Source organism: Mycobacterium sp. (assembly GCF_965277065.1).
Taxonomy (GTDB): Bacteria; Actinomycetota; Actinomycetes; order Mycobacteriales; family Mycobacteriaceae; genus Mycobacterium.
Genome location: NZ_CBDIBT010000016.1, coordinates 1 through 26250, shown reverse-complemented (window position 1 = coordinate 26250; position 26250 = coordinate 1). Strand labels below are relative to the sequence as shown.

Here is a 26250-nt window from a genome sequence, read left to right as displayed (position 1 = left end):
ATCACTGCACGAATGAAGCCGCCGACTGTAGGTGCTTGACCGCCTCGGCGACGATCGACTCGATCAACTCCGCGCAGGACGGCAGATCGTCGACGATGCCGGCCACCTGGCCGGACGCTAACACCCCAGCATCGGTGTTGCCTTCGACCAGGCCGGCTTTGAGCAGCATCGGCGTGTTAGCCGCCATCACCACTTGCGACCAGGTCAGTTCCTTGCCGTGCCGCATGGCCAGTCCGTCGCGGATCATCGACGCCCAGGTCATCTGCGACATCTTCTTGAATTTGCCGGCGTTACGCACTGCTGCCGTGAAACCCCTTGCCCGCGAGCCGCTTTCCAGCTTCTCGACCAGACCGGTGCGCAGCACCCGGTGCGGCATGCCGTCGACGCGAGTGGTGACGACGGTGCCGTCGAGTGCGGACTGCAGATAACGCTGCTTCACGGCTTCGGGCACCGTGGAATCCGAGGTGAGCAGGAACCGGGTGCCCATGGCAACCCCGGCGGCGCCATACGACAGCGCTGCGGCCAGGCCGCGACCGTCGAAGAACCCGCCCGCGGCGATCACCGGGATGCTCACGGCATCAAGCACCGAGGGCAACAGCAGCGTCGTCGCGATCGGGCCGGTGTGCCCGCCACCCTCGCCACCCTGGACGATCACCGCGTCGGCGCCCCACGAGGCGACTTTCTTCGCGTGCTTGGACAGGCCGACCGAAGGAATCACTACGGAGCCAGCGTCTTTGAGTTTGGCGATCAATTCCTGCTTGGGCGCCAACGCGAACGACGCGACCTTGACGCCCTCGCGGATCATCAGATCCACCCGGTCGCCGGCGTCACCAGCGTCGGCCCGGATGTTCACGCCAAACGGTTTGTCGGTGGCCGCTTTGACCTTCCCGATCGCGACGGCCAGTTCGTCGAGCGTCATGGTGGCCGAGGCCAAGATGCCCAGCCCGCCCGCGTTGGAGGTTGCCGCCACCAGGCGCGCGCCGGCGACCCACCCCATTCCGGTCTGCACCACCGGGTGCTCGACACCGAGCAACTCGGTCAGCGTTGTGCGTAGTTTCACGAACGTATCTCTCTGTCGCGCAGAGCCTTCGGGTCGATGACTTCGCGGATCAGCCGTAACTCTTCGTCGGTCGGCTGGCGCGACTCGCCGGCGTGGTCGAGGCCGTCCACCTCGAAGGACGTGTTGTCGCGAACCTCGTCGGCCGCGACACCGGGGTGCAGCGACAGAGCCCGCATCGTGCGGTTCGGGCCGCCGAAGTCGAACACGCCGAGATTGCTGACCACCCGATAGGTGTTGGCGAATCGGAACGCCGGGTTGTCGGTGTCGATGTTGTCCCACCCGATGCCGCAGATCACGTCGACGGTCTCGCAGAACACCCGGCTGGAGTGATTGCCCACCCAGTAGCTCGTCGCGTGGTTGATGGCGTTGCCGGGTGCGCCGCGCACCCCGAACATCTGCCGCTTCGGCTGCTGTAGGGGACCGAAGGCCGAGATGTTCTGATTGCCATGACGGTCAACCTGATTGGCGCCCATCACCACGTGCCGCCGACCCCAGGCCAGCGTCTCGAAAACCCGGCCGAACGGCATCCAGCCCTCGACGGGCCCGGTCTTGCCAAGCGCCGGGGTGTCAGCGAGCAGCTGCGCTTCGCCGTCGGTCAGCACAATGTCGGGGGAGAACGTCAGCCGGGCCACTCGCGCTCCGACCGACGCCATGTTCGTCATGGGGCTGACCATGATTTCGCCCGCATCGCGGAACAATTCGGCGCAGGCGACTGCGCAGACCTCGGCGCGGGTGCTCGCGGTGTCGGTCACGATGACGCCTCCTCGGCGAACTTGTCCACGGCCGCTTGGTATTCGGACTCGCCGCCAGATAGATAGGTCGCGATGAACGTCTGCCAACCCTCGTCGGTCGCGGCAGCCTCGGCGTAGTGCCGCTGGAACTTCTCGTCTCGGCCGTAGTCCGGTGCGGCGGTGGTGAAGTGGGAGCCACCGGGCGCCTCGACCACGCCGTCGACCATCATCCGGTTCACCAGCAATGCTTGTGGCGGTACGGCTTTGACCAGTTCCTCGGTGGAGACGATGCGCTCCACCGACAGGTATCGCCGCTGCGCGGCCATCAGGAACAGGTCATCGAAGTAGGGGTCGATGCCGGTGTAGGCGCCATTGCCCCTCTGGTCGCCGAGATTGAGATGAACGAACGCGGCGTCCAGGTTCAGGGCCGGCATGGCGAGCAGCGTCTCGTGTCCGCCGTCGGGCGTCGGGTAGGGGCTGGTGACGGTCTTCAGCTCACCCTCCCAGAAGTCGAGTACCGAACTACCCAGCCCAGCGCGAATTGGCAAGAACGGCAACCGTTGTGCCGCCGCTTGCAGTCCGCACCGCAGCATGCCCTCGTCCATTTCGCGTGCCTCGAGCCCCCCGCCGCTGCGGGCCTTGGCGAACCAGGGGTCGTAGAACGGCGGCGAGTCCAGCGAGACGAAGCCGTAGTAGGCCCGCTTGACCTTGCCGGCCGAGCACAGCAGCCCCACGTCCGGGCCGCCGTAGGTCACCACGGTCAGATCCCTGACATCGGTGCGCAGCAGTGCGCGGACGAACGCCATGGGCTTGCGCCGCGACCCCCAGCCGCCGATACCGATGGTCATGCCGCTGCGCACCTGTGCGACGGCATCGTCGAGCGTGGTGCGCTTGTCGATCATTATTCGCCGCTCCTCCTCATCGCGCTTCGCGCTCTGCATCGTCGCCGGCGGTCACTTCTTTTCGCCCTTCGCCGTTCCGGCGAATGCGTCGCGGTGCTCGTCAGCCACTCCGGCGAGGTTGAGCTCGAAGGTAAAGCCTTGCTCCATACGGTAACTGGAGTTGACCCGCTGAACGTCGATGAGGTTCAGCGCCTCCTTGGCCGCGCGGATCACCCGCGTGTCTTTGACAGCGATGTCGCGCGCAACCCGCAGCGCGGCCTCGTCGAGCTCTTCGCGCGGCACCACCTCGTGCACCGAGCCGAAGTGATGCAGGGTGGCGGCGTCGACAGTGGCCGCGGTGAAGAACAACCGCCGCATCATGTGTTGTGGCACCAGCCGCGACAGGTGGGTTGCCGCCCCAAGCGCGCCGCGCTCGACCTCCGGCAGGCCGAAGGTCGCATCGTCAGAGGCCACGATGACGTCGGCGTTACCTACTAACCCGATGCCGCCGCCGACGCAGAAGCCATTGACCGCGGCGATCACCGGAACGGCGCATTCGTAGACCGCGCGGAAGGCTGCATAGCAGCCGCGGTTGGCGTCGATCAGCGCGGCAAAGCCCTCGGTGCGCTGCATTTCCTTGATGTCCACCCCGGCGTTGAAGCCGCGGCCTTCGGCCCGCAGGATCACCGCGTGAGTGGTCGGATCGTTGCCGGCGGCGGTCAGGACCTCGCCGAGTTCGAACCATCCGCGTGACGGGATGGCGTTGACAGGCGGGTAGTCGACGGTGACTGCGACTATCCCCGGTTCGACGGTGCGCAACGTAATTGTCATCGAGATCCTCGACCACTTCCTTGGGGGGCGATGGGGACGATTTACCTAAGCAAGCACTTGCTTGGTACGCTAGCACAGTGACTCACGCCGACGGAGGCCCCGCGTTCAGCTTCGGGCTCACCGGCCGGGTCGTGCTGGTGACTGGCGGTGTTCGAGGGGTTGGCGCCGGCATCAGCACAATTTTTGCCGAGCAAGGTGCCACCGTCGTCACCTGTGCGCGGCGTCAGGTCGACGGCCTGCCGTACGAATTCCACCCCTGCGACATCCGCGACGACGACGCGGTCAGGGCGATGATCGACGCGATCGCCGAGCGCCACGACCGCCTCGACGCGGTGGTGAACAACGCCGGAGGTTCGCCGTTCGTCTTGACGGCGGAGTCCAGTGCGAACTTCAACCGCAAGATCATCGAACTCAACCTGCTTGGTGCGCTGTCGGTTTCCCAGCACGCCAACGAGGTGATGCAACGTCAGCGTGGTGGCGGGTCGATCGTCAACATCTGCAGTCTCAGCGGCCGCCGGCCGTCGCCGGGCACCGGTGCCTACGGCGCCGCCAAGGCCGGCCTGGAAAGCCTCACCCAGACGCTCGCGGTGGAGTGGGGGCCGAAAGTCCGGGTGAACGCCTGCGTCGTCGGCATGGTCGAGACCGAGCAGTCGGAACTGTTCTACGGCGACGCCGAGTCGATCGCCGCGATCTCGAAGAACGTGCCGCTCGGTCGGCTTGCGACACCCGCCGATGTCGGTTGGGCCGCAGCGTTTTTGGCTTCGGATGCGGCGTCGTATGTCAGTGGCGCCTCGCTCGAGGTGCACGGCGGTGGCGAGCCGCCGCATTATCTGGCCACCACCAACGCGAACTCAGTCAAGTAAAAGGAGTTGTGAGCATGGGATTAGTCGACGGCCGCGTCGTCATCGTCACCGGCGCGGGTGGCGGCATCGGACGAGCGCACGCTCTGGCCTTCGCCGCCGAAGGCGCCCGCGTCGTCGTCAATGACATCGGTGTGGGCCTGGACGGATCGCCGGCCGGCGGTGGCAGCGCAGCGCAGAGCGTGGTCGACGAGATCACCGCTGCGAGAGGCGAAGCCGTCGCCAACGGCTCCAACATCGCGGACTGGAACCAGGCCGCGGGGCTGATCCAGACCGCCGTCGACACCTACGGTGGCTTGGACGTCCTGGTGAACAACGCCGGCATCGTGCGCGACCGGATGATGGCCAACACCAGCGAAGAAGAGTTCGACGCCGTCATCGCGGTGCATCTGAAAGGGCACTTCGGCGCCATGCGGCACGCCGCCTCGTATTGGCGTGGCTTGAGCAAAGAGGGCAAAACTGTTGACGCGCGGATCATCAACACCAGCTCGGGCGCGGGCCTGCAGGGCAGTGTCGGCCAGGGCAACTACAGCGCGGCCAAAGCGGGTATCGCCGCAATGACCCTGGTCGCCGCCGCGGAGATGGGCCGGTACGGCGTCACGGTCAACGCGATCGCGCCGTCGGCCCGCACCCGGATGACCGAGACGGTGTTTGCCGACATGATGTCCACTCAGGACGACGCATTCGACGCGATGGCCCCGGAGAACATCTCGCCGTTGGTGGTCTGGTTGGGCAGCAACGAGTCTCGCGATATCACCGGTCAGGTATTCGAGGTCGAGGGCGGCAAGATCCGGGTCGCCGAAGGCTGGGCGCACGGACCACAGATCGACAAGGGTGCCCGTTGGGACCCGGCCGAGCTGGGGCCGGTCGTGGCCGACCTGCTGGCCAAGTCGCGGACACCCATTCCGGTCTACGGCGCCTAGATCGGTCGGTAGATGTCGTAGCCGGCTCTACTTGAGCCGGGTCACCGACCGACGTCAGATGCGGCCAACCTCCCGCAGACCGTCGACAGTGTCGGCGAGCGTCTGCGCGGCGTCTCGTTGCGTGATGCCGAGGTCATGTTCGGCTGGGGTGTCGTCCGAGGGTGGCATCTGGGTGTAGTACTGCATCGCCGCAGAGTTGATCGGCGTCTCAAAGGGCAGGTGGTCGCCGATGACGTCGAACACGCGCCCTAGGGCACGCAATCCCACGTCGGGTACTGGCAATGCCACCAGGTTGCGATGGGTGGCGGCGCCGATCAGAGACGCGAGGCGATCGACCGCGATGCGTCGGCCACCGGCCATGTATCGGCGCGGTCCCTGGCCCGGCTGCAACAATGCGACGTGCAAGGCGGCGAGGTCACGCACGTCCACAACGATCCAGCCGGCGCTGCGCCCGGGCACACCGCGCATCCTGATTGCTGCCTCGACGCCCTCGGCTGCCTCACCGAACTGATCACCCGCAGGAGGTCCCAGCACCATGCCGGGATAACTGATGTTCACTGGCGCGCCAGCGTCCTGGAGACCTCGTGCATACGCCTCGACGATGGCCTTGGACTTGCCGTATCCGTCGGACCCGCCGACCACGGGCAGGTCGGCATGCAGCATCGGTAGACCGGGACGAAACAGCGCCGTGAAACTCGAGACGTGCACGATCGGATCGATCTTCGCGGCGACGGCCCCGCCGAGCACGTTGCGGGCGCCGTCGAGATTGGTGCGAAGCATCTCTCCAGCGCGGGCAGGGTCGGTGGAAACCATTGCCGCGCAATGGATGACGGCTTCGCAACCCTCTAGCGCCGCGGCGGTGCTATCGGAGTCTGCGATGTCACCGACCACGTGATCGCTCACGTCGACGCCGATTCGCGCAGCGCTGGTGTCCAGGCCATCAGGGCTCCGCACGAGAAATCTGACGTGGTGTCCAGCGTCCTGCACGGCCCTCGCCGTCCATGCACCCACGAACCCGGTGCCCCCGGTGATCAGAACCTTCACTACGGATCGCAGATGACGATCGGAATGGTCCGGTCGGTCCAAGACTGGTAGTCGTCGTATGTCGGATACATCGCGACCAGTTGGGGCCAGTAGTGCGCCCGTTCCTCGTCGGTGGCGTCGCGCGCCGTCAACTCCAGCACCTCTTTTTTGATCTGCACCGAAACCTTGGGATCCGCTTTGAGATTGAGGTACCACATTGGGTTCTTCTCGGCACCGCCCTTCGACGCGGCAACAATCACCCGATCCCCGTCGCGCAGAAAGTACAGCGGGCTGACCCGCGGCTGTCCGGTTTTGCGACCCGTGGTCGTCAACAATGCGACGGGAATCTTTTGAAAGGTGCTGCCCAGTCCTTCGCCGCCGCCACGGCGGTAAAAGAAGGTGTTGATACGAGACATCCACTTGATGAAGACGTCGGCGAATGCCGAATTCATGTAGCGCGGACGTGATTTCTCAGCCATGCCGGTGATCCTACGTTCGCGTGATGAAGGGCCGCATCTGAGCGTTGATGTGGTGGATCTTGCCGTCGACGATGAGGAACGCCTCGTCGACGTGCGCGCACACTCGGCGCCCGGCCAGCGTCGGCTTGGTGATCACGTCGAACTGGGCGCGCACCCGGTCGCCATCGACCTCGAACTCGGGCGGTGTGCATGCCTCGATGATTCGGAACTGCGGTCCGCGATTCAGACTGCGGCGCAGGTGATTTCCAGAGAATCCGGTCTTGATGCCCATCTCGATGCGAACGCAGTCCGGGGCGAAGGGAACCTCATCGGCGCGGTGATTCGCCAGCGCGTCGATGTAGGACTGCGCCGCTGCGATGCGGTCCTGGTCAGTCACCTTTTAGATGCGCTCGATGATGGTGCCGGTCGACAGCGCGCCACCGGCGCACATGGTGATCAACGCGGTCGTCTGGTCGGTGCGCTCGAGCTCGTGCAGCGCGGTGGTGATCAGCCGGCTGCCGGTGCTGCCCACCGGGTGACCCAATGCGATCGCGCCGCCGTTGACGTTGACCTTGTCCATGTCGGGGTTGTGCACCCGCGCCCACGACAGCACCACCGAGGCAAACGCTTCGTTGATCTCGGTGATGTCGATGTCACCCATCTTCATGCCGGCCTTTTCCAGCACCTTCGCCGTCGACTGGACCGGGCCGTCCAGGTGGTAGTACGGCTCGGCGCCGACCAACGCCTGGCTGACGATGCGAGCCCGCGGCTTCAGCCCGAGCGCCTTGGCCTTGTCCTCATCCATCCACAACAGGGCAGCCGCGCCGTCGGAGATCTGCGACGACGTGCCCGCCGTGTGGATCCCGCCGTCGAGGACCGGCTTGAGCTGGCTCAGGCCCTCCAGTGTGGTGTCGCGCAGACCCTGGTCTTTGCTGACGACGTGCCGATCGCTCGTCGGCTGCCTGTTCTCGTCGAGGACGGGTGCCTCGATGCCGCTGATCTCGCGGTCGAACCGGCCCTCGGCCCACGCCTGCTTGGCCTTGCGCTGCGAGTCGAAACCGAACTGGTCGATTTCCTCGCGGGTGATGCCACGGCGCTTGGCGATTCGCTCGGCGGCGGTGAACTGGTCGGGCAGGTCGATGTCCCACGACGGGGGCCGCAGGATGCCGCGATCCGGACCGGCGTTGGCGCCCAGGCCGACACGGCTCATCGCCTCGATGCCGCACGCGATGCCGACGTCGATGGCACCCGCCGCGATCAGGCCGGCGATCAGCCCGTTGGCCTGCTGGCCGCTGCCGCACTGACAATCCACAGTCATGGCGCCGACATGCTCAGGCAGCCCGGCTACGAGCCACCCCACGCGGGTGATGTTGTTGGACTGCTCGCCGTACTGCGTCACGCAGCCGCCGATGACCTGCTCGACCATATCGATTTCAAAGCCGGAGTCGGCTCGTACTTTCTCCACCAAGGCCTTCTGCGTGGCCCCCAACAACTCGGTGGCGTGCAGTCCTGACAACCATCCAGCGCGCTTGCCAATGGGGCTGCGGGTGGCTTCTACGATTACCGGGTTACCCATGCTGGTCAGGCTAGAACACGTTTCATTACTCTGACAAGCGAGGATGACGACCTGCCTTTTATCTGCGCAGGAGCCGTGTTTTACTGGCACTAGAACACGTTGCAATTGAGGAGCGCAGTGATGGCACCCCCCAACATCTCCATCTCCCCCGACTTCGATTTTCTCGACCCGGACGTCAACCTGGCCGGCCTACCGGTGGGCGAGCTCGCCGAGCTACGCACGGCCGAGCCGATCCACTGGGTCGACATTCCGAACGGCGCGGGTGGGTTCGAGGACAAGGGCTATTGGATCGTCTCCAAGCACGCCGACGTCAAGGAGGTGTCCAAGCGCAGCGATGTCTTTTCCAGCTGGCTGAACGGCGCCATCCCGACCTGGCCGCCGGAGATGAAGCGGGAGCAGGTCGAACTGCAGCGCAGCGTCATGCTCAACATGGACGCACCGCACCACACCCGGCTGCGGAAGATCATTTCCCGCGGGTTCACGCCGCGGGCCGTTGGACGCCTGGAAGAGGAACTCTCCCAACGCGCCCAGAGCATCGCCAAGTCGGCCGCGACTGAAGGCAGCGGTGACTTCGTCGAACAGGTGTCGTGCGAGTTGCCGTTGCAGGCCATCGCCAGCCTGCTGGGTGTTCCCCAGGACGATCGCGACAAGCTGTTCCGCTGGTCCAACGAGATGACCGGTGGCACCGACCCTGAGTACGCCGACGTCGATCCCGCGCAGTCGTCGATGGAACTGATCATGTACGCGATGGCAATGGCCGCGGCGCGCAACGAGAATCCGACCGACGACATCGTCACCACGCTGATCCAGGCCGACATCGACGGTGAAAAGCTCTCCGATGACGAGTTCGGATTCTTCGTCATCATGCTCGCCGTGGCGGGCAACGAGACCACCCGTAACTCGATCACTCACGGGATGATCGCCTTCTCGCAGAACCCCGATCAGTGGGAGCTCTATAAGAAGGAACGGCCGTCGACCGCTGCCGACGAGATCATCCGTTGGGCCACTCCGGTATCGGCATTCCAGCGCACCGCCAACGAGGACGTCGAGTTGGCCGGCGTGCAGATTAAGGAAGGTCAGCGGGTGGTGATGTCCTACCGCTCGGCCAACTTCGACGAGGAAGTGTTCGAGGACCCGCACTCGTTCAACATCATGCGCGACCCCAACCCGCATGTCGGTTTCGGTGGCACCGGAGCGCACTACTGCATCGGCGCGAACCTGGCCCGGATGACCATCAACCTGATCTTCAACGCCGTCGCCGATCACATGCCGGACCTGAAGCCGGTCGGCGAGCCCGAACGGCTGCGATCGGGCTGGCTCAACGGCATCAAGCACTGGCAGGTCGACTACACGGGCGCCCGCTGATGGATTTCACGCCGGCCCCCGAACAGCAAGCCGTCGCTGATGTGGTCACCTCGGTACTGGACCGGGCCAACACGTGGGAAGCCCTCGTCACCGGCGGTGTGACGGCCTTGCCGGTGCCCGAACGCGTAGGCGGTGACGGAGTCGGCCTGCCGGAGACCGCCACCGCATTGACCGAAATCGGGCGACACGGGCTTATCAGCCCGGCGCTGGCCACCATCGGATTTGGCGCGATTCCGTTGTTGGACTTGGCTTCCGACGAGCAGCAGGACCGCTACCTGGCCGGCCTGGGCAAGGGAACCGTGCTCACCGCGGCGCTCAACGAGCCGGGCACCGCGCTGCCGGACCGGCCCGCGACGACCTTCGTGCACAGCCGGTTGTCGGGAACCAAAGTCGGTGTCGCTTACGCCGACAAAGCGGAATGGATACTCGTCACGGCGGACAGCGCAGTCGTCGTGGTGTCACCCAAGATCGACGGTGTGCAGATCTCGAAAACCCCGACGTCCAACGGATCCGACGAATACGTGGTCACCTTCTCCGACGTGGCGGTCGACGAGGACGACGTGCTGATCGGGGCGACGGCGGAGCGGGTGAATCAGCTGGCGCTTGCCGCGATCGGTTCCTATACCGCCGGACTGGTGGCCGGCGCGCTGCGGCTGACCGCCGACTACGTGGCCAAGCGGGAGCAGTTCGGCAAGCCGCTGTCGACCTTTCAGACCGTCGCCGCCCAGCTCGCCGAGGTCTACATCGCCTCGCGGACCATCGATCTGGCGTCGACGTCGGTGATCTGGCGGCTCGCGGAAGGCCTTGATGCTGCCGAGGATCTGGACGTGCTCGGCTACTGGATGGCCTCGCAGGCGCCGCGGGTGATGCAGATCTGCCACCACCTGCACGGGGGCATGGGGATGGACATCACGTATCCGATGCACCGGTACTACTCCACGATCAAAGACCTGACCCGACTCTTGGGCGGGCCGTCTCATCGCCTCGACCTGGTGGCGATCGCAAGCGCGGCAGCGCCGGGCGCGGGTCGCCACCATGACAACCTCAGCGGAGCGCAATGTTCATCGACCTGACTCCAGAGCAGCGTCAGCTGCAAGCCGAACTGCGCCAATACTTTTCGAACCTGATCTCTACTGACGAGATGAAGGCGATGGAAAAGGACCGCCACAACGACGCTTACCGTGCTGTGATCAAGCGGATGGGCAAGGACGGCAAGCTCGGCGTCGGCTGGCCGAAAGAGTTTGGCGGCTTGGGTTTCGGCCCGGTCGAGCAGTCGATCTTCGTCAACGAGGCGCATCGCGCTGACGTGCCGCTGCCCGCGGTGACGCTGCAGACCGTCGGCCCGGTGCTGCAGCAGTTCGGCACCGAGCTGCAGAAGAAGAAGTTCCTGCCGGCGATCCTGGCCGGCGAGCTGCACTTCGCGATCGGCTACAGCGAACCCGAGGCAGGGACCGACCTTGCCTCGCTGCGGACCGGCGCGGTCCGTCACGGCGACGAATACATCGTCAACGGCCAGAAGATGTGGACCACCGGCGGGCACGACGCCGACTACATTTGGCTGGCCTGCCGCACCGACCCCGAAGCCGTTAAGCACAAAGGCATTTCGATCCTGATCGTCGACACCAAGGACCCGGGCTTCTCTTGGACGCCGGTCATCTTGTCCGACGGCGCGCACCACACCAACGCCACCTATTACAACGATGTGCGGGTGCCGGCCGACATGTTGGTCGGCGAGGAGAATGGCGGCTGGCGGCTGATCACCACTCAGCTCAACAACGAGCGCGTGATGCTCGGCCCGGCCGGCCGGACCGCGGGCATCTACGACCGCCTGCACGACTGGGCTTCCAAGCCGGGCGGTGATGGGGTCACCCCCATCGACCACCAGGACGTCAAGCGAGCGCTCGGTGAGATCTATTCGATGTGGCGGGTCAACGAGCTGCTGAACTGGCAGGTGGCCGCCGCCGGTGAAGAGATCAATGTCGCTGACGCGGCGTCGACGAAAGTCTTTGGCACCGAGAGCATCCAGTACATCGGTCGTCTTGCCGAGGAGATCGTCGGCAAGTACGGCAACCCAGCCGAGTCCGCGACCGCCGAGCTGCTCGACTGGCTCGACTCGCAGACCAAGCGCAATCTGGTGATCACCTTCGGCGGAGGCGTGAACGAAGTGATGCGGGAGATGATCGCGGCGTCCGGCCTCAAAGTGCCGAGGGTGCCTCGATGACAGATATCCACCAGGCGCTCGCGGAAATCAAGGCGGCCGGTGGTCCCAAGCCGCGGGCGGGCCGCGATCCGGTGAACCAGCCGACGATCAACAGCTGGGTCGAGGCCATCGGTGACACCAACCCGATCTATCGGGACGAGGGCGCAGCCCGTGCCGTAGGACACCCGGGAATCGTCGCCCCGCCGGCCATGATTCAGGTGTGGACCATGTTCGGCCTGGGCGGGGAACGTCCGACCGACGATCCCATGGGTCCGATCATGAAGCTGTTCGACGACAACGGCTACATCGGTGTAGTCGCGACCAACTGTGAGCAGACTTATCACCGGTATCTGCAACCCGGTGAGGAAGTGACGATCCACTCGGAGATGGGCGACGTCGTCGGGCCCAAACAGACCGGGCTCGGCGAGGGCTGGTTCATCAATCAGCACATCATCTGGCGGGTCGGCGACGAAGATGTCGCCGAAATGAACTGGCGGATACTCAAATTCAAACCCGCTGCCGGTGCTTCGGAGGCCTCGGTACCCGAGGACCTCGACGCCGACGCCATGATGCGGCCTGCGGAGTCCAAAGACACCAAGTTCTTCTGGGACGGTGTCAAGGCACACGAGCTGCGGATCCAGCAGCGGCCCGACGGCAGCTTGCAGCACCCGCCGGTGCCGGCGATCTGGCAGGACAAAGAGACGGTGACCGACTACGTGGTCGGCAGCGGTAACGGCTCGGTGTTCAGCTTCGTGGTGCATCATGCCCCGAAGGTGCCCGGCCGCACACTGCCGTTCGTCATCGCACTGGTGGAGTTGGAGGAGGGCGTGCGGATGCTCGGGGAGCTACGCAACGTCGACCCCGCCGCCGTCGAGGTTGGAATGCCGGTCCGGACAACGTATATCGACTTCCCGGCCAATGACATCGGGCCGGCGTGGACGCTGTACGCATGGGAGCCCGCGGAGGCCGGAGCATGAGCGCCGCGACGGTAGAGGTCGGCACGAAGCTGCCGGAGCTGGCTTTCTACGGCGACCCAACGTTCATCATCTCGACGGCGATCGCCACCCGCGACTACCAGGACGTGCACCACGACCGGGACAAGGCGCAGGCCAAGGGATCCAAGGACATCTTCGTCAACATCCTCACCGACACCGGTCTGGTTCAGCGCTACATCACCGACTGGGCCGGCCCGTCGGCGTTCATCAAGTCGATCGGGCTGCGGCTCGGTGTGCCGTGGTACGCCTACGACACGGTGACGTTCAAAGGCGAAGTGACCGCGGTTGACGACGGGTTGATCACGTTGAAAATCGTTGGTAGCAACAGCCTTGGCGATCACGTCGTCGCGAACGCGACCTTGACCATCGGGGGTTCTGATGGCCGGTGAACTCTCCGGTAAGGCCGCGATCGCCGGCATCGGCGCCACGGACTTCTCCAAAAACTCGGGTCGCAGCGAGCTTCGGTTGGCCGCCGAGGCTGTTCTGGATGCGCTCGACGATGCCGGTCTGACGCCGGGCGACGTCGACGGCATGGTCACGTTCACGATGGACTCCAACACCGAAGTGGCCATCGCCCGGGCCACCGGTATCGGTGACCTGAAGTTCTTCTCCAAGATTCACCACGGCGGTGGTGCGGCATGCGCGACGGTCCAACAGGCGGCCATCGCGGTGGCGACCGGCGTCGCGGATTGCGTTGTGGCATACCGGGCTTTCAATGAACGCTCTGGTCAGCGGTTTGGTCAGGTGCAGCTTCGGTTGGTGGAGAACGCCGATTCCACCGGCGTGGACAACTCGTTCTCCTACCCGCACGGGTTGTCCACACCCGCTGCGCAGGTAGCCATGATCGCCAAGCGCTACATGCATTTGTCGGGGGCGACCAGCCGAGATTTCGGCGCCATCTCGGTGGCGGACCGCAAGCACGCCGCCAAAAACCCCAAGGCGTACTTCTACGAGAAGCCGATAACCATTGAGGACCACCAGAATTCGCGGTGGATCGCCGAGCCGCTACGGTTGCTGGACTGCTGCCAGGAGACCGACGGCGCGGTCGCGCTCGTCATCGTCTCGGCGGAGCGGGCGAAGGACCTGAAAAACCGGCCCGCCGTCATCGAGGCCGCAGCCCAGGGTGCGAGCCCGGACCAATACTCGATGGTCAGCTACTACCGGCCGGAGCTCGACGGACTGCCGGAGATGGGCTTGGTGGGTAAGCAGCTGTGGTCCCAGTCGGGTCTGAAGCCGACCGACATCCAGACCGCCATTCTTTACGATCACTTCACGCCGTTCACCTTGATTCAGTTGGAGGAGTTGGGATTCTGCGGTTGGGGCGAGGCCAAGGACTACATCGCTGACGGTGCGATCGAGATCGGTGGCCGATTGCCGATCAACACCCACGGTGGGCAACTCGGTGAGGCCTACATCCACGGCATGAACGGCATCGCCGAAGGCGTTCGCCAGTTGCGCGGCACCTCCGTCAACCCGGTGCCTGACGTCGAGCATGTGCTCGTCACCGCCGGCACCGGTGTACCGACCTCCGGCCTGATCCTCGGCTAACTGGTCGACCGCGCCCGGCTAGCCGGGCGCTCGGCGCCCGACGCTCGGCTGGCCGGGCATTCGGCAACTGAAGTGACGGCGATGCTTTTGCATGCGAATCTGCGGCGATGGGCCAGCCGTTTGTCGGAAGCGAAGCCATTGCAGGTGGGGTGCTGACCAAGAGCCAGCTGGAAACGCGCTACACCCGAGTGCTTCGAGACGTTTACATCGATCGAGACGCCGAAATCACCGCTGTGATGCGCGCCGAGGCCGGGTGGTTGTGGACCGGTCGTCGGGGCGTTGTGGCGGGGTTCTCGGCAGCGGCGCTGCACGGGAGTAAGTGGATCGATGACAGAAGACCTGCGGAGTTGATCCACGACAATCACCATCTTGCGGTTGGGATACAACTCCACAGGGATGTTGTCGAGGCGGACGAAATCGAAACGATCGGGGGTGTCGTCGTTACATCGGCGACCAGGACCGCGCTCGACCTCGGCTGCTGGTACCCGAAGATGACCGCTGTGGCAGGGATCGACGCGCTGGCCGGGGCGACGGAAATCAAAGCTGCTGATGTCGAGCTGTTGGCTCGCAGATATGCCGGACGCCGAGGGATCACGCGAGCGCGACGAGCGATCGAACTATTCGATGCGGGTGCACAGTCGCCGAAAGAGTCGTGGCTACGGGTGGTGTTGATCGACGCCGGTCTGCCGCGACCGCAGACTCAGATCCCCGTAGTCGATGAATTCGGTGATGCGGTTGCGTATCTCGACATGGGCTGGGAAGACCTGAAAGTCGCCGTCGAGTACGACGGTGAACAGCACCGCACCGATCGCCGGCAGTACACCTGGGACGTTCGAAGGCTGGAAATGCTTGAGCGACTTGGGTGGATCGTCGTACGAGTGGTGGCAGGAGACCGGCCCGCAGAAGTTCGAAGGCGGGTTCGCGCGGCGTTGGCCCGCCGATCGCTCTGCTAGCCGGGCGCTCGACGACGTGGTCTCGGCCAGCCGGGCGCTCGGCGACGCACCCACGAAAACCTAGGCCGGGGTCAGCTCGACGCCGCTGAGGACGACCGCGTCGTCGCGCCCAGGTGCAGTGACGGTGGCCAGCAGCCGCCCGTCTTCTTTCCACACGGCGGCCTTCAGCGTCTCACCGGGATACGCCACGCCGGCGAACCGCGCGCCGTAGGAGCCGACTGCGCCGGCGTCACCGTCGAGCAGCGAGTCCGTGAGCGCCTTGCACGTCATGCCGTAGGTGCACAAGCCGTGCAGGATCGGCCGCGGAAAGCCTGCGGCCGAGGCGAATTCGGGATCGGAGTGCAACGGATTGCGATCGCCGCAGAGCCGATAGAGCAGAGCCTGCTGCGGCAGCACCGGGATGTCGAGTTCGAGGTCCGGCGCGCGGTCCGGTGCTGCGCTGCCGGTTGACGCCCCGCGGTCACCGCCGAAACCACCCTCGCCGCGGGCGAAGATCGAACGGAGCTGCGTCCATAGCAATGTCCCGTCGGGCGCGGTGACGCGCGTCTCGGACCAGATCACTGCGGCCTTACCCTTGTCCCAGATATCGGTGAACCGGGTGACGGCCGTAGCAGAGCCTGATGGTGGTAGCGGTGCTGGTGCGGTGACCTGCTCGCTGGCATGTAGGACCTTGCTCAGTTCGATGTCGATGCCGGGGAACTGCACGGTCGGCGGCTTGGTCATGTGGAAGCTGGCGGCGACGTTGCCGAAAGTCGGCAGCACCTGCGGCGTGTCGTCGATCAGATAGCGCAGCTCACGTTGGTCCATCGGGTCGGCTCCGGCGCCCAGCCCGAGGTGGTAGAGCTGGATATCGCTACTGCTCCAACTGAATTCGATCGGATCGAGCTCAGCGTTCAGCGCGACATCGGGATCGATGGGCATGTTAATTCTCTCCCGCGATGTGTAAGGCGGCCAAGTAACCGAACGTCATGGCGGGCCCGATCGTGCCACCCGGCCCGGGATAGGTGTGACCCATCACCGGGGCACTGACATTGCCTGCCGCGTAGAGGCCTTCGATGATGCTGCCGTCGTCACGCAGTGCCCGGCCATACACGTCGGTACGGATTCCACCCTTGGTGCCCAGGTCGCCGGGCACCATCTTGGCGGCGTAGTACGGCCCATGGCTGATCTCGCCGAGGTTCGGGTTCGGCTTGTTGGTCGGGTCGCCGTAGTACCTGTCGTAGGCGCTCTCGCCGCGGTGGAAATCGGAATCGACGCCCGAGCGCGCGAAGCCGTTGAATCGCTGCACCGTCGCGGCGAACTCGTCGGCCGGCAGTCCGGCTTTGGCGGCCAACTCTTCCAGGGTGTCCGCCTGAAGGATCACTCCGGACTCCATCCACTTCCGCGGAATGCGTTGTCCTGGTTGCAGTCCGGCGAAGATGTAGCGGTCGCGGTATTGCTGGTCGAACACCAGCCATGCCGGAATGTTCTCACCCGGGCCGGGGCCCTGGCCGAACTCACCCCCGTACATGTGATGACACGCCTCGACGTACGGCATAGATTCGTTCATGAATCGCTGACCGGACATGTTGACGATGATGGACCCGGGCGAGTTGCGCTCCGACAGCGCGAACCACGGCGCTCCGACCAGCGGAACCGTCGGGCCCCACCAGGCGTCCTCCATGATTTCCAGTGCGGCACCCAGCTTTTCGGCGGCCAGAATGCCGTCACCGGTGTTGGCCTTCGCGCCGACAGTCCATTCGGTGGTGATCGGCGCGCGCTGGTACTTCACCCGCATCTGCTCGTTGTGCTCGAACCCGCCGCTACCGAGGATCACGGCTTTGCGGGCCCGGATCAGTTGCGGCTCGGTGGCTTCCGATTGCCCAGTCTCGCGCACGTAGATGCCGCGGACCGCGCCGTCCTCGACGTAGAGGTCAGTCAGCGCCGTGTTGAGCTGCACCGGAACTCCCGCTTTGCGGAGCCCGACCCGAAGCGGGGCGATCAGCGCTCGTCCCATGCCGACCAGGTTCTGCCCGGTCGCCTTCGCCCACATGGTGCGTGCGCCGACCTTGAGGCTGCGCAGCACTCCGCGTGGATGACGCTTGAGCTGGTTCAGCCGCACGTAATCCTGTTGCATCACAACGACATTGAGTGGAATTTTGCCGTAGGGCGGCTCCAGGCCGGCCAGGTCGGGGCCAAGCTTCTTGGCGTTGAACGGCTTCGGCTCGATCGACCGGCCGCCGGCGCGACCACCCGGTGCTTCGGGGTAGTAGTCGGCGTACTGGGGCACCCAGCACATCTTCAGCGGAGAGTGCTCCAACACGAACGACAACATCTCGGGTCCCCGCTCGAGATAGGTGTCGATGCGCTGCGCATCGACGACGTCACCGACGATCCCGTGCAAATACGTGCGGGCCGCCTCGGCCGTATCGTTGACACCGTCGCGCTCGAGCACCTCGTTGTTGGGAATCCATACGCCGCCACCAGAACGGGCGGTCGAGCCACCGAAGTGGACGGACTTCTCTACGATAATAGTGCTGAGACCCCGGTGGGCGGCCGCGAGGGCAGCAACCATGCCGGCGCCGCCGCTTCCGACCACGACGACGTCGAACTCCTGATCCGTCATGTAGAACACGTTATAGAATTGCCGGGGCCGGGCGCTACCGCCCCGGTCAATCCAACGAGGGGACTTCGGCCAAATGCTTCCGTCAGCAACCCGTGATGCGCTGGCCGCCGACCTCGCTGAGGCCGAAAGGAGCCGTCAGCCGATCGAGCCGCTGACGTCCTCGCACCCCGAGATCGACGTCGTCGACGCCTACGAAATTCAGCTGATCAACATCCGGCAGCGGGTCGCCGAGGGCGCCCGGGTGGTGGGCCACAAGGTCGGCCTCTCGTCGTTGGCGATGCAGCAGATGATGGGCGTCGACGAACCCGACTACGGGCACCTGCTGAACGAGATGCAGGTCTTCGAGGACGTCCCGGTCAAGTCGGACCGATATCTGTACCCGCGGGTGGAGGTCGAGGTCGGTTTCATCCTGGCCCACGATCTGCCGGGTGCGAACTGCACCGAGAAAGACGTCCTGAGGGCGACCGAGGCGTTCGTGCCGTCCATCGAGCTGATCGACACCAGGATCACCGACTGGAAGATCGCGTTGTGCGACACGATCGCCGACAACGCCTCGTCCGCGGGTTTCGTTCTCGGCGAGGCGCGGGTCGTTCCGGCCGACATCGACATCACCAAGATCGACGCAGTGTTGACCAACAACGGCGAGGTGGTCGCCGAGGGCCGCAGCGACGCGGTGCTGGGCAATCCGGTGACCGCGGTGGCGTGGCTGGCCCGCAAGGTGGAAAGCTTTGGGGTGCGGCTTCGGGCCGGCGACATCGTGTTGCCCGGTTCCTGCACTCGGGCTATCGATGCACCTCCCGGCGGCAATTTCGTCGCCGATTTCGACGGCCTCGGGTCCGTCGGGCTGTCTTTCGAGTAAGGAGCGATCGCAAGCGCGGCGAAGCCGGGCGCAGCGGGTCGCGACAAAGAGATGGAGGAGCGATCGCAAGCGCGGCGAAGCCGGGCGCAGCGGGTCGCGACAAAGAGATGGAGGAGCGATCGCAAGCGCGGCGAAGCCGGGCGCAGCGGGTCGCGACAAGAGATGGAGGAGCGATCGCAAGCGCGGCGAAGCCGGGCGCAGCGGGTCGCGACAAAGAGATGAAGGAGCAACCATGCCGTCGAAGATGAGTGTGGCCATCGTCGGATCGGGCAACATCAGCACCGATCTGCTTTACAAACTGCTCCGCTCGGAGTGGCTGGAGCCGCGCTGGATGGTGGGCATCGACCCGGCGAGCGAAGGCTTGGCCCGCGCCCGCAAGCTCGGCCTCGAGACCAGCCACGAAGGCGTCGACTGGCTGCTGGTTCAGTCCGAGAAACCCGCCATGGTGTTCGAGGCGACCAGCGCCTACGTGCACCGCGACGCGGCGCCCAAATACGAGGCCGCCGGAATTCGGGCGATCGACTTGACACCCGCCGCCGTCGGGCCGGCCGTGATCCCGCCAGCCAACCTGCGCGAGCACCTCAACGCACCCAACGTCAACATGATCACCTGCGGCGGGCAGGCCACCATTCCGATCGTCTACGCGGTCAGTCGCGCGCTCGTCGACAAAGGGGGAGTGCCCTACGCCGAGATCGTCGCGTCGGTGTCGTCGTCGTCGGCAGGGCCGGGCACCCGGGCCAACATCGACGAGTTCACCAAGACCACCTCGCGCGGCGTGCAGACCATCGGTGGCGCCAAACGCGGCAAAGCGATCATCATCCTCAACCCGGCCGATCCGCCAATGATCATGCGCGACACCATCTTCTGCGCCATCCCCGAAGACGCCGACCGCGACGCGATCGCCCAGTCGATTCGCGACGTCGTCGCCGAAGTGCAGACCTACGTGCCGGGTTACCGGCTCCTCAACGACCCGCAGTTCGACGACCCGTCGGTGCACTCCGGAGGTCAGGCGCTGGTCACCACCTTCGTCGAGGTCGAAGGGGCCGGCGATTACCTGCCGCCGTATGCGGGCAACCTCGACATCATGACCGCCGCGGCCACCAAGGTGGGCGAGGAGATCGCCAAGGAATCGCTATCGGCGACAGCGCAGGGAGCACCGGCATGAGCACACAAGACATCTTCTTCAACCCGATCTGGGACGTCCGGCTGACGGACACGTCCCTGCGCGACGGCTCGCACCACAAGCGTCACCAGTTCACCAAGGACGAGGTCGGCGCCATCGTGGCCGCGCTGGACAACGCCGGCGTGCCGGTCATCGAGGTGACCCACGGCGACGGACTCGGCGGTTCGAGCTTCAACTACGGGTTCTCCAAGACGCCCGAGCAGGAGCTGATCAAGCTCGCCGCCGAGACCGCCAAAGAAGCCAAGATCGCCTTCCTGATGCTGCCCGGCGTGGGCACCAAAGAAGACATCAAAGAGGCGCAGAACAACGGCGGCTCGATCTGCCGGGTCGCCACCCACTGCACCGAGGCCGACGTCTCGATCCAACACTTCGGGCTGGCTCGCGAGCTGGGTCTGGAAACCGTTGGCTTCCTGATGATGTCGCACACCATCGCACCGGAGAAGCTGGCCGCGCAGGCCCGCATCATGGCCGACGCCGGCTGCCAGTGCGTCTACGTCGTGGATTCCGCGGGAGCCCTGGTGCTCGACGGGGTGGCCGACCGGGTCGCGGCTCTGGTCGCCGAACTCGGCGACGATGCCCAGGTCGGTTTCCACGGACACGAGAATCTCGGTCTGGGAGTGGCCAATTCGGTGGAGGCGGTTCGCGCCGGCGCCAAGCAGATCGACGGGTCGTGCCGCAGATTCGGCGCGGGCGCGGGCAATGCGCCGGTCGAGGCGCTGATCGGGGTGTTCGACAAGATCGGCGTCAAGACCGGCATCGACTTCTTCGACATCGCCGACGCCGCCGAAGAGGTTGTCGCCCCGGCGATGCCGGCCGAGTGCATACTCGACCGCAACGCACTGATCATGGGCTATTCCGGGGTCTATTCCAGCTTCCTCAAGCATGCCGTCCGCCAGTCCGAGCGCTACGGCGTTCCGGCCCACCAGCTGCTGCACCGGGCCGGACAACGCAAGCTGATCGGTGGCCAGGAAGACCAGCTCATCGACATCGCACTAGAGATCAAGCGCGAACAAGAAAGCGGCGCTGCGGCCTCGCAATAATCTGAGTAATTGCACAGGTTACGCAAAGCTGCCGCGGGTAATCTCGCGCCCATGAGCACAACATCGCAAACACTTGGCCGCGGACTGCGCGGCCTGCTCGTCGCGGGGCTGCTGACGGCTGGCGCCGCGACCGTGACCGCGCTGCCGGTGGCCAGCGCGGCATGCAATCAGACCGTCGGTAATTCCATCGACTCCTACCTCAAGCAGCATCCCGACCTCCACCAGCAGCTGCAGGCCAAGTCGAAGGCTGAGGGCGGTAACGGCAACGTCATGGACTACCTGAGCCGGCATCCGGATGTGCGACAGCATCTGATCGATCTGTCGGCGCAGTGCGCGCCGTAGCGGGCCGCAAATGTTCGCCCATTGACGAAAACTAGAACACGTTCTAGCGTCGAGGCGTGCCAGATCCCCTCTTCTCCGAGCCGCTCGTCGCCGCCATCGCCGAGTCCGAGAAATTAGTCGCCGCCGCACCGCATATTGAGACCGAGGCGGACCTGCTCGAGGGGCTGCAATACCTCGCCGGTTGTGTGGCGGCGTGCACACACATGGTGTTCGACTACGACCGCGACCACCCGGTGCTGCTCTCCGGCACCGGGCCGTACACCAAAATGGGCCTGGACAATCCGGACACCCTGTACTTCGGCTGCCGGGTCCAGCCCGACCACGACTACGTGGTCAACGGTGTTCGCGGCACCACCACCGACCTGAGCTTCCAGTTGCTCGGCGGCGAATACACCGACGACAACGTGCCCGCCAGCCAGGCCGCATTCGACGACCGCGAGCTCGAGATCGCCGCGGACGGCAGCTTCCAGTGGCAGGTGCGGCCCACCAGCCCCGGCCAGCTGGTGATCCGCGAGGTCTACGGCGACTGGGCGGCTCGGCGCGGTACGTTGTCCATCTCCAGATCGGACACCACCGGAACGGCGCCGCCGCCGCTGAGCCGCGCGACGATCGAAAAGCGTTACAGCGCAGCAGGAAAGCAACTGGTCAACCGGATCAAGACTTGGCTGCAGTTTCCACAGTGGTTCTACCTGGACCTTCCGGTCAACACCATGGTTGCTCCTCGTCTGACGCCCGGTGGATTGGCGACGCAGTACTCCTCGGTCGGTCATTTCGAGTTGCAACCGGACGAGGCTCTTATCATCACGCTGGCTGCGACCGATGCGCCCTACCTCGGGTTCCAGCTGGGCAGCTTGTGGTACATCTCGCTGGACTACATCAATCACCAGACGTCGCTGAACAACGCTCAGGCGCAAGCGGATCCGGACGGCATGGTCCGAATCGTCGTCGCCGACCAGAACCCGGGTGTCACCAACTGGGTCGAGACGCTCGGCCATCGGCGCGGCTTCCTGCAGTTCCGCTGGCAACGGGTTTCGCGCCAGCTCACCGAGGCCGACGGCCCCACGGTCGAACTGGTCAACATCGACAAGCTACCGGGTGCACTGCCGCATTACGAGCACAACAAGATCTCCGACGAGGACTTGCGTACACGAATCACGTTGCGCCAAGCGCAAATTGCAGCAAGGATGCTGGGGTAGCCATGACCGGAATGCTCGAGAAAAAAGTGGTCGTGATCAGCGGTGTGGGGCCGGGGCTCGGTACCACACTCGCGCACCGATGTGCGAAAGACGGCGCCGAGCTGGTACTGGCGGCGCGGACGGTAGAGCGGCTGGAGGAACTCGCCACGCAGCTCGGCGATGCCGGGCACAAGGCCCTGGCGGTGCGCACGGACATCACCGAAGACGACGACGTGGCCGCCCTGGTGGAGTCCGCTACGTCGAATTTCGGCAAGGTCGACGTTCTGATCAACAACGCGTTCCGAGTGCCGTCAATGAAACCGTTGGCCGGAACCAGCTTTCAGCACATCCGCGATGCGATCGAGCTGAGCGCGCTGGGCGCGCTGCGCCTCATCCAGGCGTTCACTCCGGCATTGGAGGAAGCAGGCGGTTCGGTGGTCAACGTCAACTCCATGGTGTTGCGCCACTCGCAGGCCAAATACGGGGCCTACAAGATGGCCAAGTCCGCGCTGCTGTCCATGTCGCAATCGCTGGCTACCGAGCTCGGCGAAAAAGGGATTCGAGTCAACTCCGTTGCGCCCGGCTATATCTGGGGCGAGACGCTGCAGGCCTACTTCGAGCACCAAGCCGGGAAGTACGGCACCACCGCCGAACAGATATACCAGGTGACCGCGGCCGACTCCGACCTCAAGCGGCTGCCGACCGAAGACGAAGTCGCATCGGCAATCGTGTTTATGGCCAGCGACTTGTCCAGCGGCATTAGTGGACAGACGCTGGATGTCAACTGCGGCGAATACCACCACTGACATGGCTGCCGCTGAACGCACCGACATCGCCACCGTCGACGAATTGCATGCCTCGGCCACCAAGCTGACCGGGCTCGACGACTTCGGCGCCGACAACGACAACTACCGTGAAGCGCTCGGCGTCTTGCTCGACTCGTACCGGCAAGAGGCCGGCCTGACGGTGTTGGGCAGCAAGATGAATCGCTTCTTCCTGCGCGGCGCGCTGGTGGCCAGGCTGTTGTCCGAGTCCGCCTGGAAGCAGTATCCGCAGCATGCCGAGGTTGCCGTCACGCGGCCCATCTTCGTCACCGGTTTGGTGCGTACCGGTACCACGGCGCTGCACCGACTGCTCGGCGCCGACCCTGCGCACCAGGGCCTGCACATGTGGCTGGCGGAATTCCCGCAGCCGCGCCCGCCGCGCGAGACGTGGGAGTCTCATCCGCTCTATCGCCAACTCGACGACCAGTTCACCCAGCATCATCAGGACAACCCGGGTTACACCGGCCTGCATTTCATGGCTGCCTACGAACTCGAGGAGTGCTGGCAGCTGCTGCGCCAGTCCCTGCATTCGGTGTCTTATGAGACGCTGGCGCATCTCCCGAGTTACTCAAAGTGGTTGTCGCAGCAGGACTGGACGCCGGCGTATCAGCGTCACCGTAGAAACCTTCAGTTGATCGGACTCAACGACGCCGGCAAGCGCTGGGTGCTGAAGAACCCGAGCCACCTGTTCGCTCTTGACGCGTTGATGGAGACGTATCCCGACGCCCTGGTCATCCAGACGCATCGGCCGGTGGAGACGATCATGGCGTCGATGTGTTCGCTGGCCCAGCACACCACCGACGGCTGGTCGACGACATTCGTTGGCGCGCAAATCGGTTCGGACTCAGTGGAAACCTGGTCGCGCGGCCTGGAGCAATTCAACACCGCGCGGGCCAAGTACAACCCGGCCCAGTTCTACGATGTCGACTACCATGAGTTGATCGCTGACCCGCTCGGCACGGTGGCCGACATCTACCGCAAGTTCAACATCCCGCTCACTGACGAGGCACGGCAGGCGATGGCGGACAGCCACGCCGAAAGCCAAACCGGCGCAAGGGCTCCCAAGCACGAATACTCGCTGGCCGATTATGGGCTGACCGCCGAGGCCGTCAAGGAGCGCTTCGCCGGGCTGTGATCAGGTCAATCGGCTCGCGGCGACCTCCGCCGGTCAACGAGATCGCGCGACTGTAAATCCTGCGACGCGACACGCCGAAAGCTGTCGCGTGATGCACTTTCGGCACTGTGTCTAGCCGTCGCCGGGCGGGGTAGCCGTGGACACGGCTTCCAGGCACCCTTCGGCGACGGCGTGCTCGATGCTGTCGGCGAGTCTCGGGCACGCCCGGCTTCGTGCGCTGGGTTCACCGCTGGCTCGCATCTCGGCGAAATAGGCGCAGCGCTGCGATGCGTCGTTATTCCACTGCACCGCAGTGTGTCCGGGGCCCAGACGTTTGACGCTCACGGTGGCGTGGCAGAACCGGCAGTCCACCGGCTGCAGGCCGGACGTCAGATAGCGGGCACGGTCAGCCCGGGTGGCTTCCTGCACGGCGGCGGCACGCTCGGGGTCGTCGGCGAAATTCGGTGCCTTGGACCACGATCCGCCACTCATGCCGTTGCCGGCTGAGACCGGCTCGTCATCGCTTTCGTGGTCGCCATGGAGCATCAGCATCGACCGGGCTAGCCGATCGACGTCGGGTGGCTGGTCGGGCGGGCTCATCTAGCGGGTTGCTCAGCCTTCGTTTCGGATTCTGACGCCTGCTTCTGTAGGTTCTCGTCGACCTCGACATGCCACTTCTCGTTGGCGATGGTGGTGTCGACCTCGATCTCGAACCGGTCCGTCATGTCCGGCGTGACGTCGGCGACGTCGACATAGAACTGCTGATACCAGCGGCGCATCTGGTATACGGCGCCGTCTTCCTCGACCAGCAGCGGGTTGTCGATCCGGGTCTTGTGCTTCCAGATTTCGACGTCCTGCAGGAAGCCCTTGCTGACGCCCTCGGTGAAGACCTTGGCCAGCTTGTTGGTCATCTTCTCGTCCATGCCTTTGGGTTTCTCAACCATGACACCCCATTGCAGGACGAACGAATCCTGCGTGACCGGGTAGTGGCAGTTGATCAGGATCGACTCGGCCTTGAAGTCGCCGTAGGAGTTGTGCAGCCAGTTGATCATGAACGACGGGCCGAAGTAGGACGCCTCCGAATCCAGATGCGCCTCACCGTAGGAGGTGCCCAGGTCGTTGACGTCGGGCCGCCCGATGTTGTGCAGGTACTGCGAGGCGATGTGGCCCTCGAAGACGTTCTTGAAGTAGGTCGGCAGTCCGAAGTGGATGTAGAAGAAGTGCGCCATGTCGGTGACGTTGTCGATGATCTCGCGGCAGTTGGAGCCCTCGATGAGCATCGAGTTCCAGCGCCAGTCGGTCCATTCGTCGCTGGCGAACTCGAGGAGCTCGGGGATGCGCAATTCCGGCGGCGGCGGGTTGCCCTCGTGGTCGTGCCAGACGTAGAGCAGTCCACTGCGGACGTCAGTCGTCCAGGACCGGGTGCGGGCCAGTCGCGGGGTCCGCTTGGCGTAGGGCACCAGCTTGCATTTGCCGTCGCCGCCCCAGCGCCAGTCGTGGAACGGGCAGGCGACCTCGTCACCCTTGATGGTGCCTTGTGCCAGGTTGCCGCCCATGTGCCGGCAGTAGCCGTCCAGCACGTGGACGTCGCTGTGCGAGTCGGCGAACACCACAAGGTGCGTGCCGAACGCCTCGATCCCGTGCGGCTCACCGTCCAGGTAGTCCTTGACCGGGCCCAGGCAGTGCCAGCCGCGGGCATACCGG

At 64.9% G+C, this 26250-nt stretch carries 28 protein-coding genes; 16 read left to right on the top strand and 12 right to left on the bottom strand.

Annotated elements, in window-relative coordinates; genetic code table 11:
- Window position 1 precedes the first annotated feature (1 nt).
- From ipdC to echA20, 4 genes are read right to left on the bottom strand one after another with little or no spacing between them, the layout of a single operon-like run.
- On the bottom strand, window positions 2–1060 hold the full coding sequence (gene ipdC / locus ACQY5A_RS05840; protein WP_428339453.1) for a (3aS,4S,5R,7aS)-5-hydroxy-7a-methyl-1-oxo-octahydro-1H-indene-4-carboxyl-CoA dehydrogenase: 1059 nt from the start codon (window positions 1058–1060) through the stop codon (window positions 2–4).
- Window positions 1057–1812 (bottom strand): cholesterol ring-cleaving hydrolase subunit IpdB, encoded by a 756-nt coding sequence (gene ipdB, locus ACQY5A_RS05835; RefSeq protein WP_428339452.1) that lies wholly within the window; start codon window positions 1810–1812, stop codon window positions 1057–1059. The genes ipdC and ipdB overlap by 4 nt, the downstream gene beginning before the upstream one ends.
- A complete protein-coding gene (ipdA, locus tag ACQY5A_RS05830) occupies window positions 1809–2693 on the bottom strand; it encodes a cholesterol ring-cleaving hydrolase subunit IpdA (RefSeq protein ID WP_428339451.1) in 885 nt (294 codons plus the stop codon). The genes ipdB and ipdA overlap by 4 nt, the downstream gene beginning before the upstream one ends.
- 51 nt (window positions 2694–2744) lie before the next feature.
- The gene (gene echA20, locus ACQY5A_RS05825; protein ID WP_428339450.1) at window positions 2745–3503 is read right to left on the bottom strand and encodes a (7aS)-7a-methyl-1,5-dioxo-2,3,5,6,7,7a-hexahydro-1H-indene-carboxyl-CoA hydrolase; all 759 of its coding nucleotides are present in this window, start codon (window positions 3501–3503) and stop codon (window positions 2745–2747) included.
- Window positions 3504–3580: 77 nt separating this feature from the next.
- Here echA20 and ACQY5A_RS05820 point away from each other — a divergent pair, with 77 nt between their 5' ends.
- Window positions 3581–4366 carry an SDR family oxidoreductase gene (locus tag ACQY5A_RS05820; RefSeq protein ID WP_428339449.1) on the top strand — a complete coding sequence of 262 codons (786 nt, stop codon included), beginning with the start codon at window positions 3581–3583 and terminating at the stop codon, window positions 4364–4366.
- Window positions 4367–4380: 14 nt separating this feature from the next.
- Complete coding sequence (locus ACQY5A_RS05815; RefSeq protein WP_428339448.1) at window positions 4381–5286, top strand: SDR family oxidoreductase; 906 nt, start codon at window positions 4381–4383, stop codon at window positions 5284–5286.
- Between the two features lie 54 nt (window positions 5287–5340).
- On the opposite strand, the gene ACQY5A_RS05810 is transcribed toward ACQY5A_RS05815, so the two are convergent.
- From ACQY5A_RS05810 to ACQY5A_RS05795, 4 genes are read right to left on the bottom strand one after another with little or no spacing between them, the layout of a single operon-like run.
- Window positions 5341–6330, bottom strand: coding sequence for an NAD-dependent epimerase/dehydratase family protein (locus ACQY5A_RS05810; protein WP_428339447.1), 990 nt, complete (start codon window positions 6328–6330; stop codon window positions 5341–5343).
- On the bottom strand, window positions 6330–6788 hold the full coding sequence (locus tag ACQY5A_RS05805; RefSeq protein WP_428339446.1) for a nitroreductase family deazaflavin-dependent oxidoreductase: 459 nt from the start codon (window positions 6786–6788) through the stop codon (window positions 6330–6332). Before ACQY5A_RS05805 ends, ACQY5A_RS05810 begins: the two co-directional genes overlap by 1 nt.
- A gap of 10 nt (window positions 6789–6798) precedes the next feature.
- Window positions 6799–7164, bottom strand: coding sequence for a hypothetical protein (locus ACQY5A_RS05800; protein ID WP_428339445.1), 366 nt, complete (start codon window positions 7162–7164; stop codon window positions 6799–6801).
- Between the two features lie 3 nt (window positions 7165–7167).
- Window positions 7168–8343: a steroid 3-ketoacyl-CoA thiolase gene (locus ACQY5A_RS05795; protein WP_428339444.1), complete on the bottom strand. Its 1176-nt coding sequence runs from the start codon at window positions 8341–8343 to the stop codon at window positions 7168–7170.
- Window positions 8344–8463: 120 nt separating this feature from the next.
- On the opposite strand from ACQY5A_RS05795, the gene ACQY5A_RS05790 reads away from it, so the two are divergent.
- The 7 genes from ACQY5A_RS05790 to ACQY5A_RS05760 all read left to right on the top strand — a co-directional run bounded on the left by ACQY5A_RS05790 (window position 8464) and on the right by ACQY5A_RS05760 (window position 15404).
- Window positions 8464–9708, top strand: coding sequence for a cytochrome P450 (locus ACQY5A_RS05790; RefSeq protein WP_428339443.1), 1245 nt, complete (start codon window positions 8464–8466; stop codon window positions 9706–9708).
- Window positions 9708–10781, top strand: a complete 1074-nt coding sequence (locus tag ACQY5A_RS05785) for an acyl-CoA dehydrogenase family protein (protein ID WP_428339442.1) — start codon at window positions 9708–9710, stop codon at window positions 10779–10781. Before ACQY5A_RS05790 ends, ACQY5A_RS05785 begins: the two co-directional genes overlap by 1 nt.
- Window positions 10766–11929, top strand: coding sequence for an acyl-CoA dehydrogenase FadE29 (gene fadE29, locus ACQY5A_RS05780; RefSeq protein WP_428339441.1), 1164 nt, complete (start codon window positions 10766–10768; stop codon window positions 11927–11929). The genes ACQY5A_RS05785 and fadE29 overlap by 16 nt, the downstream gene beginning before the upstream one ends.
- Entirely contained in the window at window positions 11926–12885 is a 960-nt protein-coding gene (locus tag ACQY5A_RS05775; protein WP_428339440.1) for a bifunctional MaoC family dehydratase N-terminal/OB-fold nucleic acid binding domain-containing protein, read from the top strand. The genes fadE29 and ACQY5A_RS05775 overlap by 4 nt, the downstream gene beginning before the upstream one ends.
- Window positions 12882–13292, top strand: a complete 411-nt coding sequence (locus ACQY5A_RS05770; RefSeq protein WP_428339439.1) for a MaoC family dehydratase — start codon at window positions 12882–12884, stop codon at window positions 13290–13292. The genes ACQY5A_RS05775 and ACQY5A_RS05770 overlap by 4 nt, the downstream gene beginning before the upstream one ends.
- The gene (locus ACQY5A_RS05765; RefSeq protein ID WP_428339438.1) at window positions 13282–14451 is read left to right on the top strand and encodes a lipid-transfer protein; all 1170 of its coding nucleotides are present in this window, start codon (window positions 13282–13284) and stop codon (window positions 14449–14451) included. The genes ACQY5A_RS05770 and ACQY5A_RS05765 overlap by 11 nt, the downstream gene beginning before the upstream one ends.
- Before the next feature lie 107 nt (window positions 14452–14558).
- Window positions 14559–15404 (top strand): DUF559 domain-containing protein, encoded by an 846-nt coding sequence (locus ACQY5A_RS05760; RefSeq protein ID WP_428339437.1) that lies wholly within the window; start codon window positions 14559–14561, stop codon window positions 15402–15404.
- 60 nt (window positions 15405–15464) lie between these two features.
- Here the strand turns inward: ACQY5A_RS05760 and ACQY5A_RS05755 are convergent, their stop codons facing one another.
- Both ACQY5A_RS05755 and kstD read right to left on the bottom strand, forming a co-directional pair.
- A complete protein-coding gene (locus ACQY5A_RS05755; RefSeq protein ID WP_428339436.1) occupies window positions 15465–16325 on the bottom strand; it encodes a MaoC/PaaZ C-terminal domain-containing protein in 861 nt (286 codons plus the stop codon).
- A gap of 1 nt (window position 16326) precedes the next feature.
- Complete coding sequence (gene kstD / locus ACQY5A_RS05750) at window positions 16327–18009, bottom strand: 3-oxosteroid 1-dehydrogenase (protein WP_428339435.1); 1683 nt, start codon at window positions 18007–18009, stop codon at window positions 16327–16329.
- Window positions 18010–18082: 73 nt separating this feature from the next.
- On the opposite strand from kstD, the gene ACQY5A_RS05745 reads away from it, so the two are divergent.
- The 7 genes from ACQY5A_RS05745 to ACQY5A_RS05715 all read left to right on the top strand — a co-directional run bounded on the left by ACQY5A_RS05745 (window position 18083) and on the right by ACQY5A_RS05715 (window position 24567).
- Entirely contained in the window at window positions 18083–18868 is a 786-nt protein-coding gene (locus tag ACQY5A_RS05745; RefSeq protein WP_428339434.1) for a 2-keto-4-pentenoate hydratase, read from the top strand.
- Window positions 18869–19100: 232 nt separating this feature from the next.
- Window positions 19101–20033, top strand: coding sequence for an acetaldehyde dehydrogenase (acetylating) (locus ACQY5A_RS05740; protein ID WP_428339433.1), 933 nt, complete (start codon window positions 19101–19103; stop codon window positions 20031–20033).
- The gene (gene dmpG / locus ACQY5A_RS05735) at window positions 20030–21091 is read left to right on the top strand and encodes a 4-hydroxy-2-oxovalerate aldolase (protein WP_428339432.1); all 1062 of its coding nucleotides are present in this window, start codon (window positions 20030–20032) and stop codon (window positions 21089–21091) included. Before ACQY5A_RS05740 ends, dmpG begins: the two co-directional genes overlap by 4 nt.
- A 51-nt stretch (window positions 21092–21142) precedes the next feature.
- Window positions 21143–21433, top strand: a complete 291-nt coding sequence (locus ACQY5A_RS05730) for a hypothetical protein (protein ID WP_428339431.1) — start codon at window positions 21143–21145, stop codon at window positions 21431–21433.
- Between the two features lie 56 nt (window positions 21434–21489).
- Window positions 21490–22629: a hypothetical protein gene (locus ACQY5A_RS05725; protein WP_428339430.1), complete on the top strand. Its 1140-nt coding sequence runs from the start codon at window positions 21490–21492 to the stop codon at window positions 22627–22629.
- 2 nt (window positions 22630–22631) lie between these two features.
- On the top strand, window positions 22632–23414 hold the full coding sequence (locus ACQY5A_RS05720) for an SDR family oxidoreductase (protein WP_428339429.1): 783 nt from the start codon (window positions 22632–22634) through the stop codon (window positions 23412–23414).
- Window position 23415: 1 nt separating this feature from the next.
- Window positions 23416–24567 (top strand): sulfotransferase family protein, encoded by a 1152-nt coding sequence (locus ACQY5A_RS05715; RefSeq protein ID WP_428339428.1) that lies wholly within the window; start codon window positions 23416–23418, stop codon window positions 24565–24567.
- Window positions 24568–24678: 111 nt separating this feature from the next.
- Here ACQY5A_RS05715 and ACQY5A_RS05710 read toward each other — a convergent pair whose 3' ends face one another.
- Window positions 24679–25146, bottom strand: a complete 468-nt coding sequence (locus tag ACQY5A_RS05710) for a hypothetical protein (protein WP_428339427.1) — start codon at window positions 25144–25146, stop codon at window positions 24679–24681.
- Window positions 25143–26250, bottom strand: a 1108-nt coding sequence (locus tag ACQY5A_RS05705; RefSeq protein ID WP_428339426.1) for a Rieske 2Fe-2S domain-containing protein, incomplete at its 5' end; no start/stop codon positions are given. The genes ACQY5A_RS05705 and ACQY5A_RS05710, both read right to left, overlap by 4 nt.

Coding starts and splice junctions, on each gene's coding strand:
- ACQY5A_RS05715 (WP_428339428.1), top strand. CDS start 23,416: ATGGCTGCCGCTGAACGCACCGACATCGCCACCGTCGACGAATTGCAT.
- ACQY5A_RS05775 (WP_428339440.1), top strand. CDS start 11,926: ATGACAGATATCCACCAGGCGCTCGCGGAAATCAAGGCGGCCGGTGGT.
- echA20 (WP_428339450.1), bottom strand. CDS start 3,503: ATGACAATTACGTTGCGCACCGTCGAACCGGGGATAGTCGCAGTCACC.
- ACQY5A_RS05755 (WP_428339436.1), bottom strand. CDS start 16,325: ATGCCCATCGATCCCGATGTCGCGCTGAACGCTGAGCTCGATCCGATC.
- ACQY5A_RS05805 (WP_428339446.1), bottom strand. CDS start 6,788: ATGGCTGAGAAATCACGTCCGCGCTACATGAATTCGGCATTCGCCGAC.
- dmpG (WP_428339432.1), top strand. CDS start 20,030: ATGAGCACACAAGACATCTTCTTCAACCCGATCTGGGACGTCCGGCTG.
- ACQY5A_RS05770 (WP_428339439.1), top strand. CDS start 12,882: ATGAGCGCCGCGACGGTAGAGGTCGGCACGAAGCTGCCGGAGCTGGCT.
- ACQY5A_RS05815 (WP_428339448.1), top strand. CDS start 4,381: ATGGGATTAGTCGACGGCCGCGTCGTCATCGTCACCGGCGCGGGTGGC.
- ACQY5A_RS05790 (WP_428339443.1), top strand. CDS start 8,464: ATGGCACCCCCCAACATCTCCATCTCCCCCGACTTCGATTTTCTCGAC.
- ACQY5A_RS05785 (WP_428339442.1), top strand. CDS start 9,708: ATGGATTTCACGCCGGCCCCCGAACAGCAAGCCGTCGCTGATGTGGTC.
- ACQY5A_RS05740 (WP_428339433.1), top strand. CDS start 19,101: ATGCCGTCGAAGATGAGTGTGGCCATCGTCGGATCGGGCAACATCAGC.
- ACQY5A_RS05760 (WP_428339437.1), top strand. CDS start 14,559: ATGGGCCAGCCGTTTGTCGGAAGCGAAGCCATTGCAGGTGGGGTGCTG.
- ACQY5A_RS05745 (WP_428339434.1), top strand. CDS start 18,083: ATGCTTCCGTCAGCAACCCGTGATGCGCTGGCCGCCGACCTCGCTGAG.
- ACQY5A_RS05720 (WP_428339429.1), top strand. CDS start 22,632: ATGACCGGAATGCTCGAGAAAAAAGTGGTCGTGATCAGCGGTGTGGGG.
- fadE29 (WP_428339441.1), top strand. CDS start 10,766: ATGTTCATCGACCTGACTCCAGAGCAGCGTCAGCTGCAAGCCGAACTG.
- ACQY5A_RS05710 (WP_428339427.1), bottom strand. CDS start 25,146: ATGAGCCCGCCCGACCAGCCACCCGACGTCGATCGGCTAGCCCGGTCG.
- ACQY5A_RS05765 (WP_428339438.1), top strand. CDS start 13,282: ATGGCCGGTGAACTCTCCGGTAAGGCCGCGATCGCCGGCATCGGCGCC.
- ACQY5A_RS05795 (WP_428339444.1), bottom strand. CDS start 8,343: ATGGGTAACCCGGTAATCGTAGAAGCCACCCGCAGCCCCATTGGCAAG.
- kstD (WP_428339435.1), bottom strand. CDS start 18,009: ATGACGGATCAGGAGTTCGACGTCGTCGTGGTCGGAAGCGGCGGCGCC.
- ACQY5A_RS05730 (WP_428339431.1), top strand. CDS start 21,143: ATGAGCACAACATCGCAAACACTTGGCCGCGGACTGCGCGGCCTGCTC.
- ipdA (WP_428339451.1), bottom strand. CDS start 2,693: ATGATCGACAAGCGCACCACGCTCGACGATGCCGTCGCACAGGTGCGC.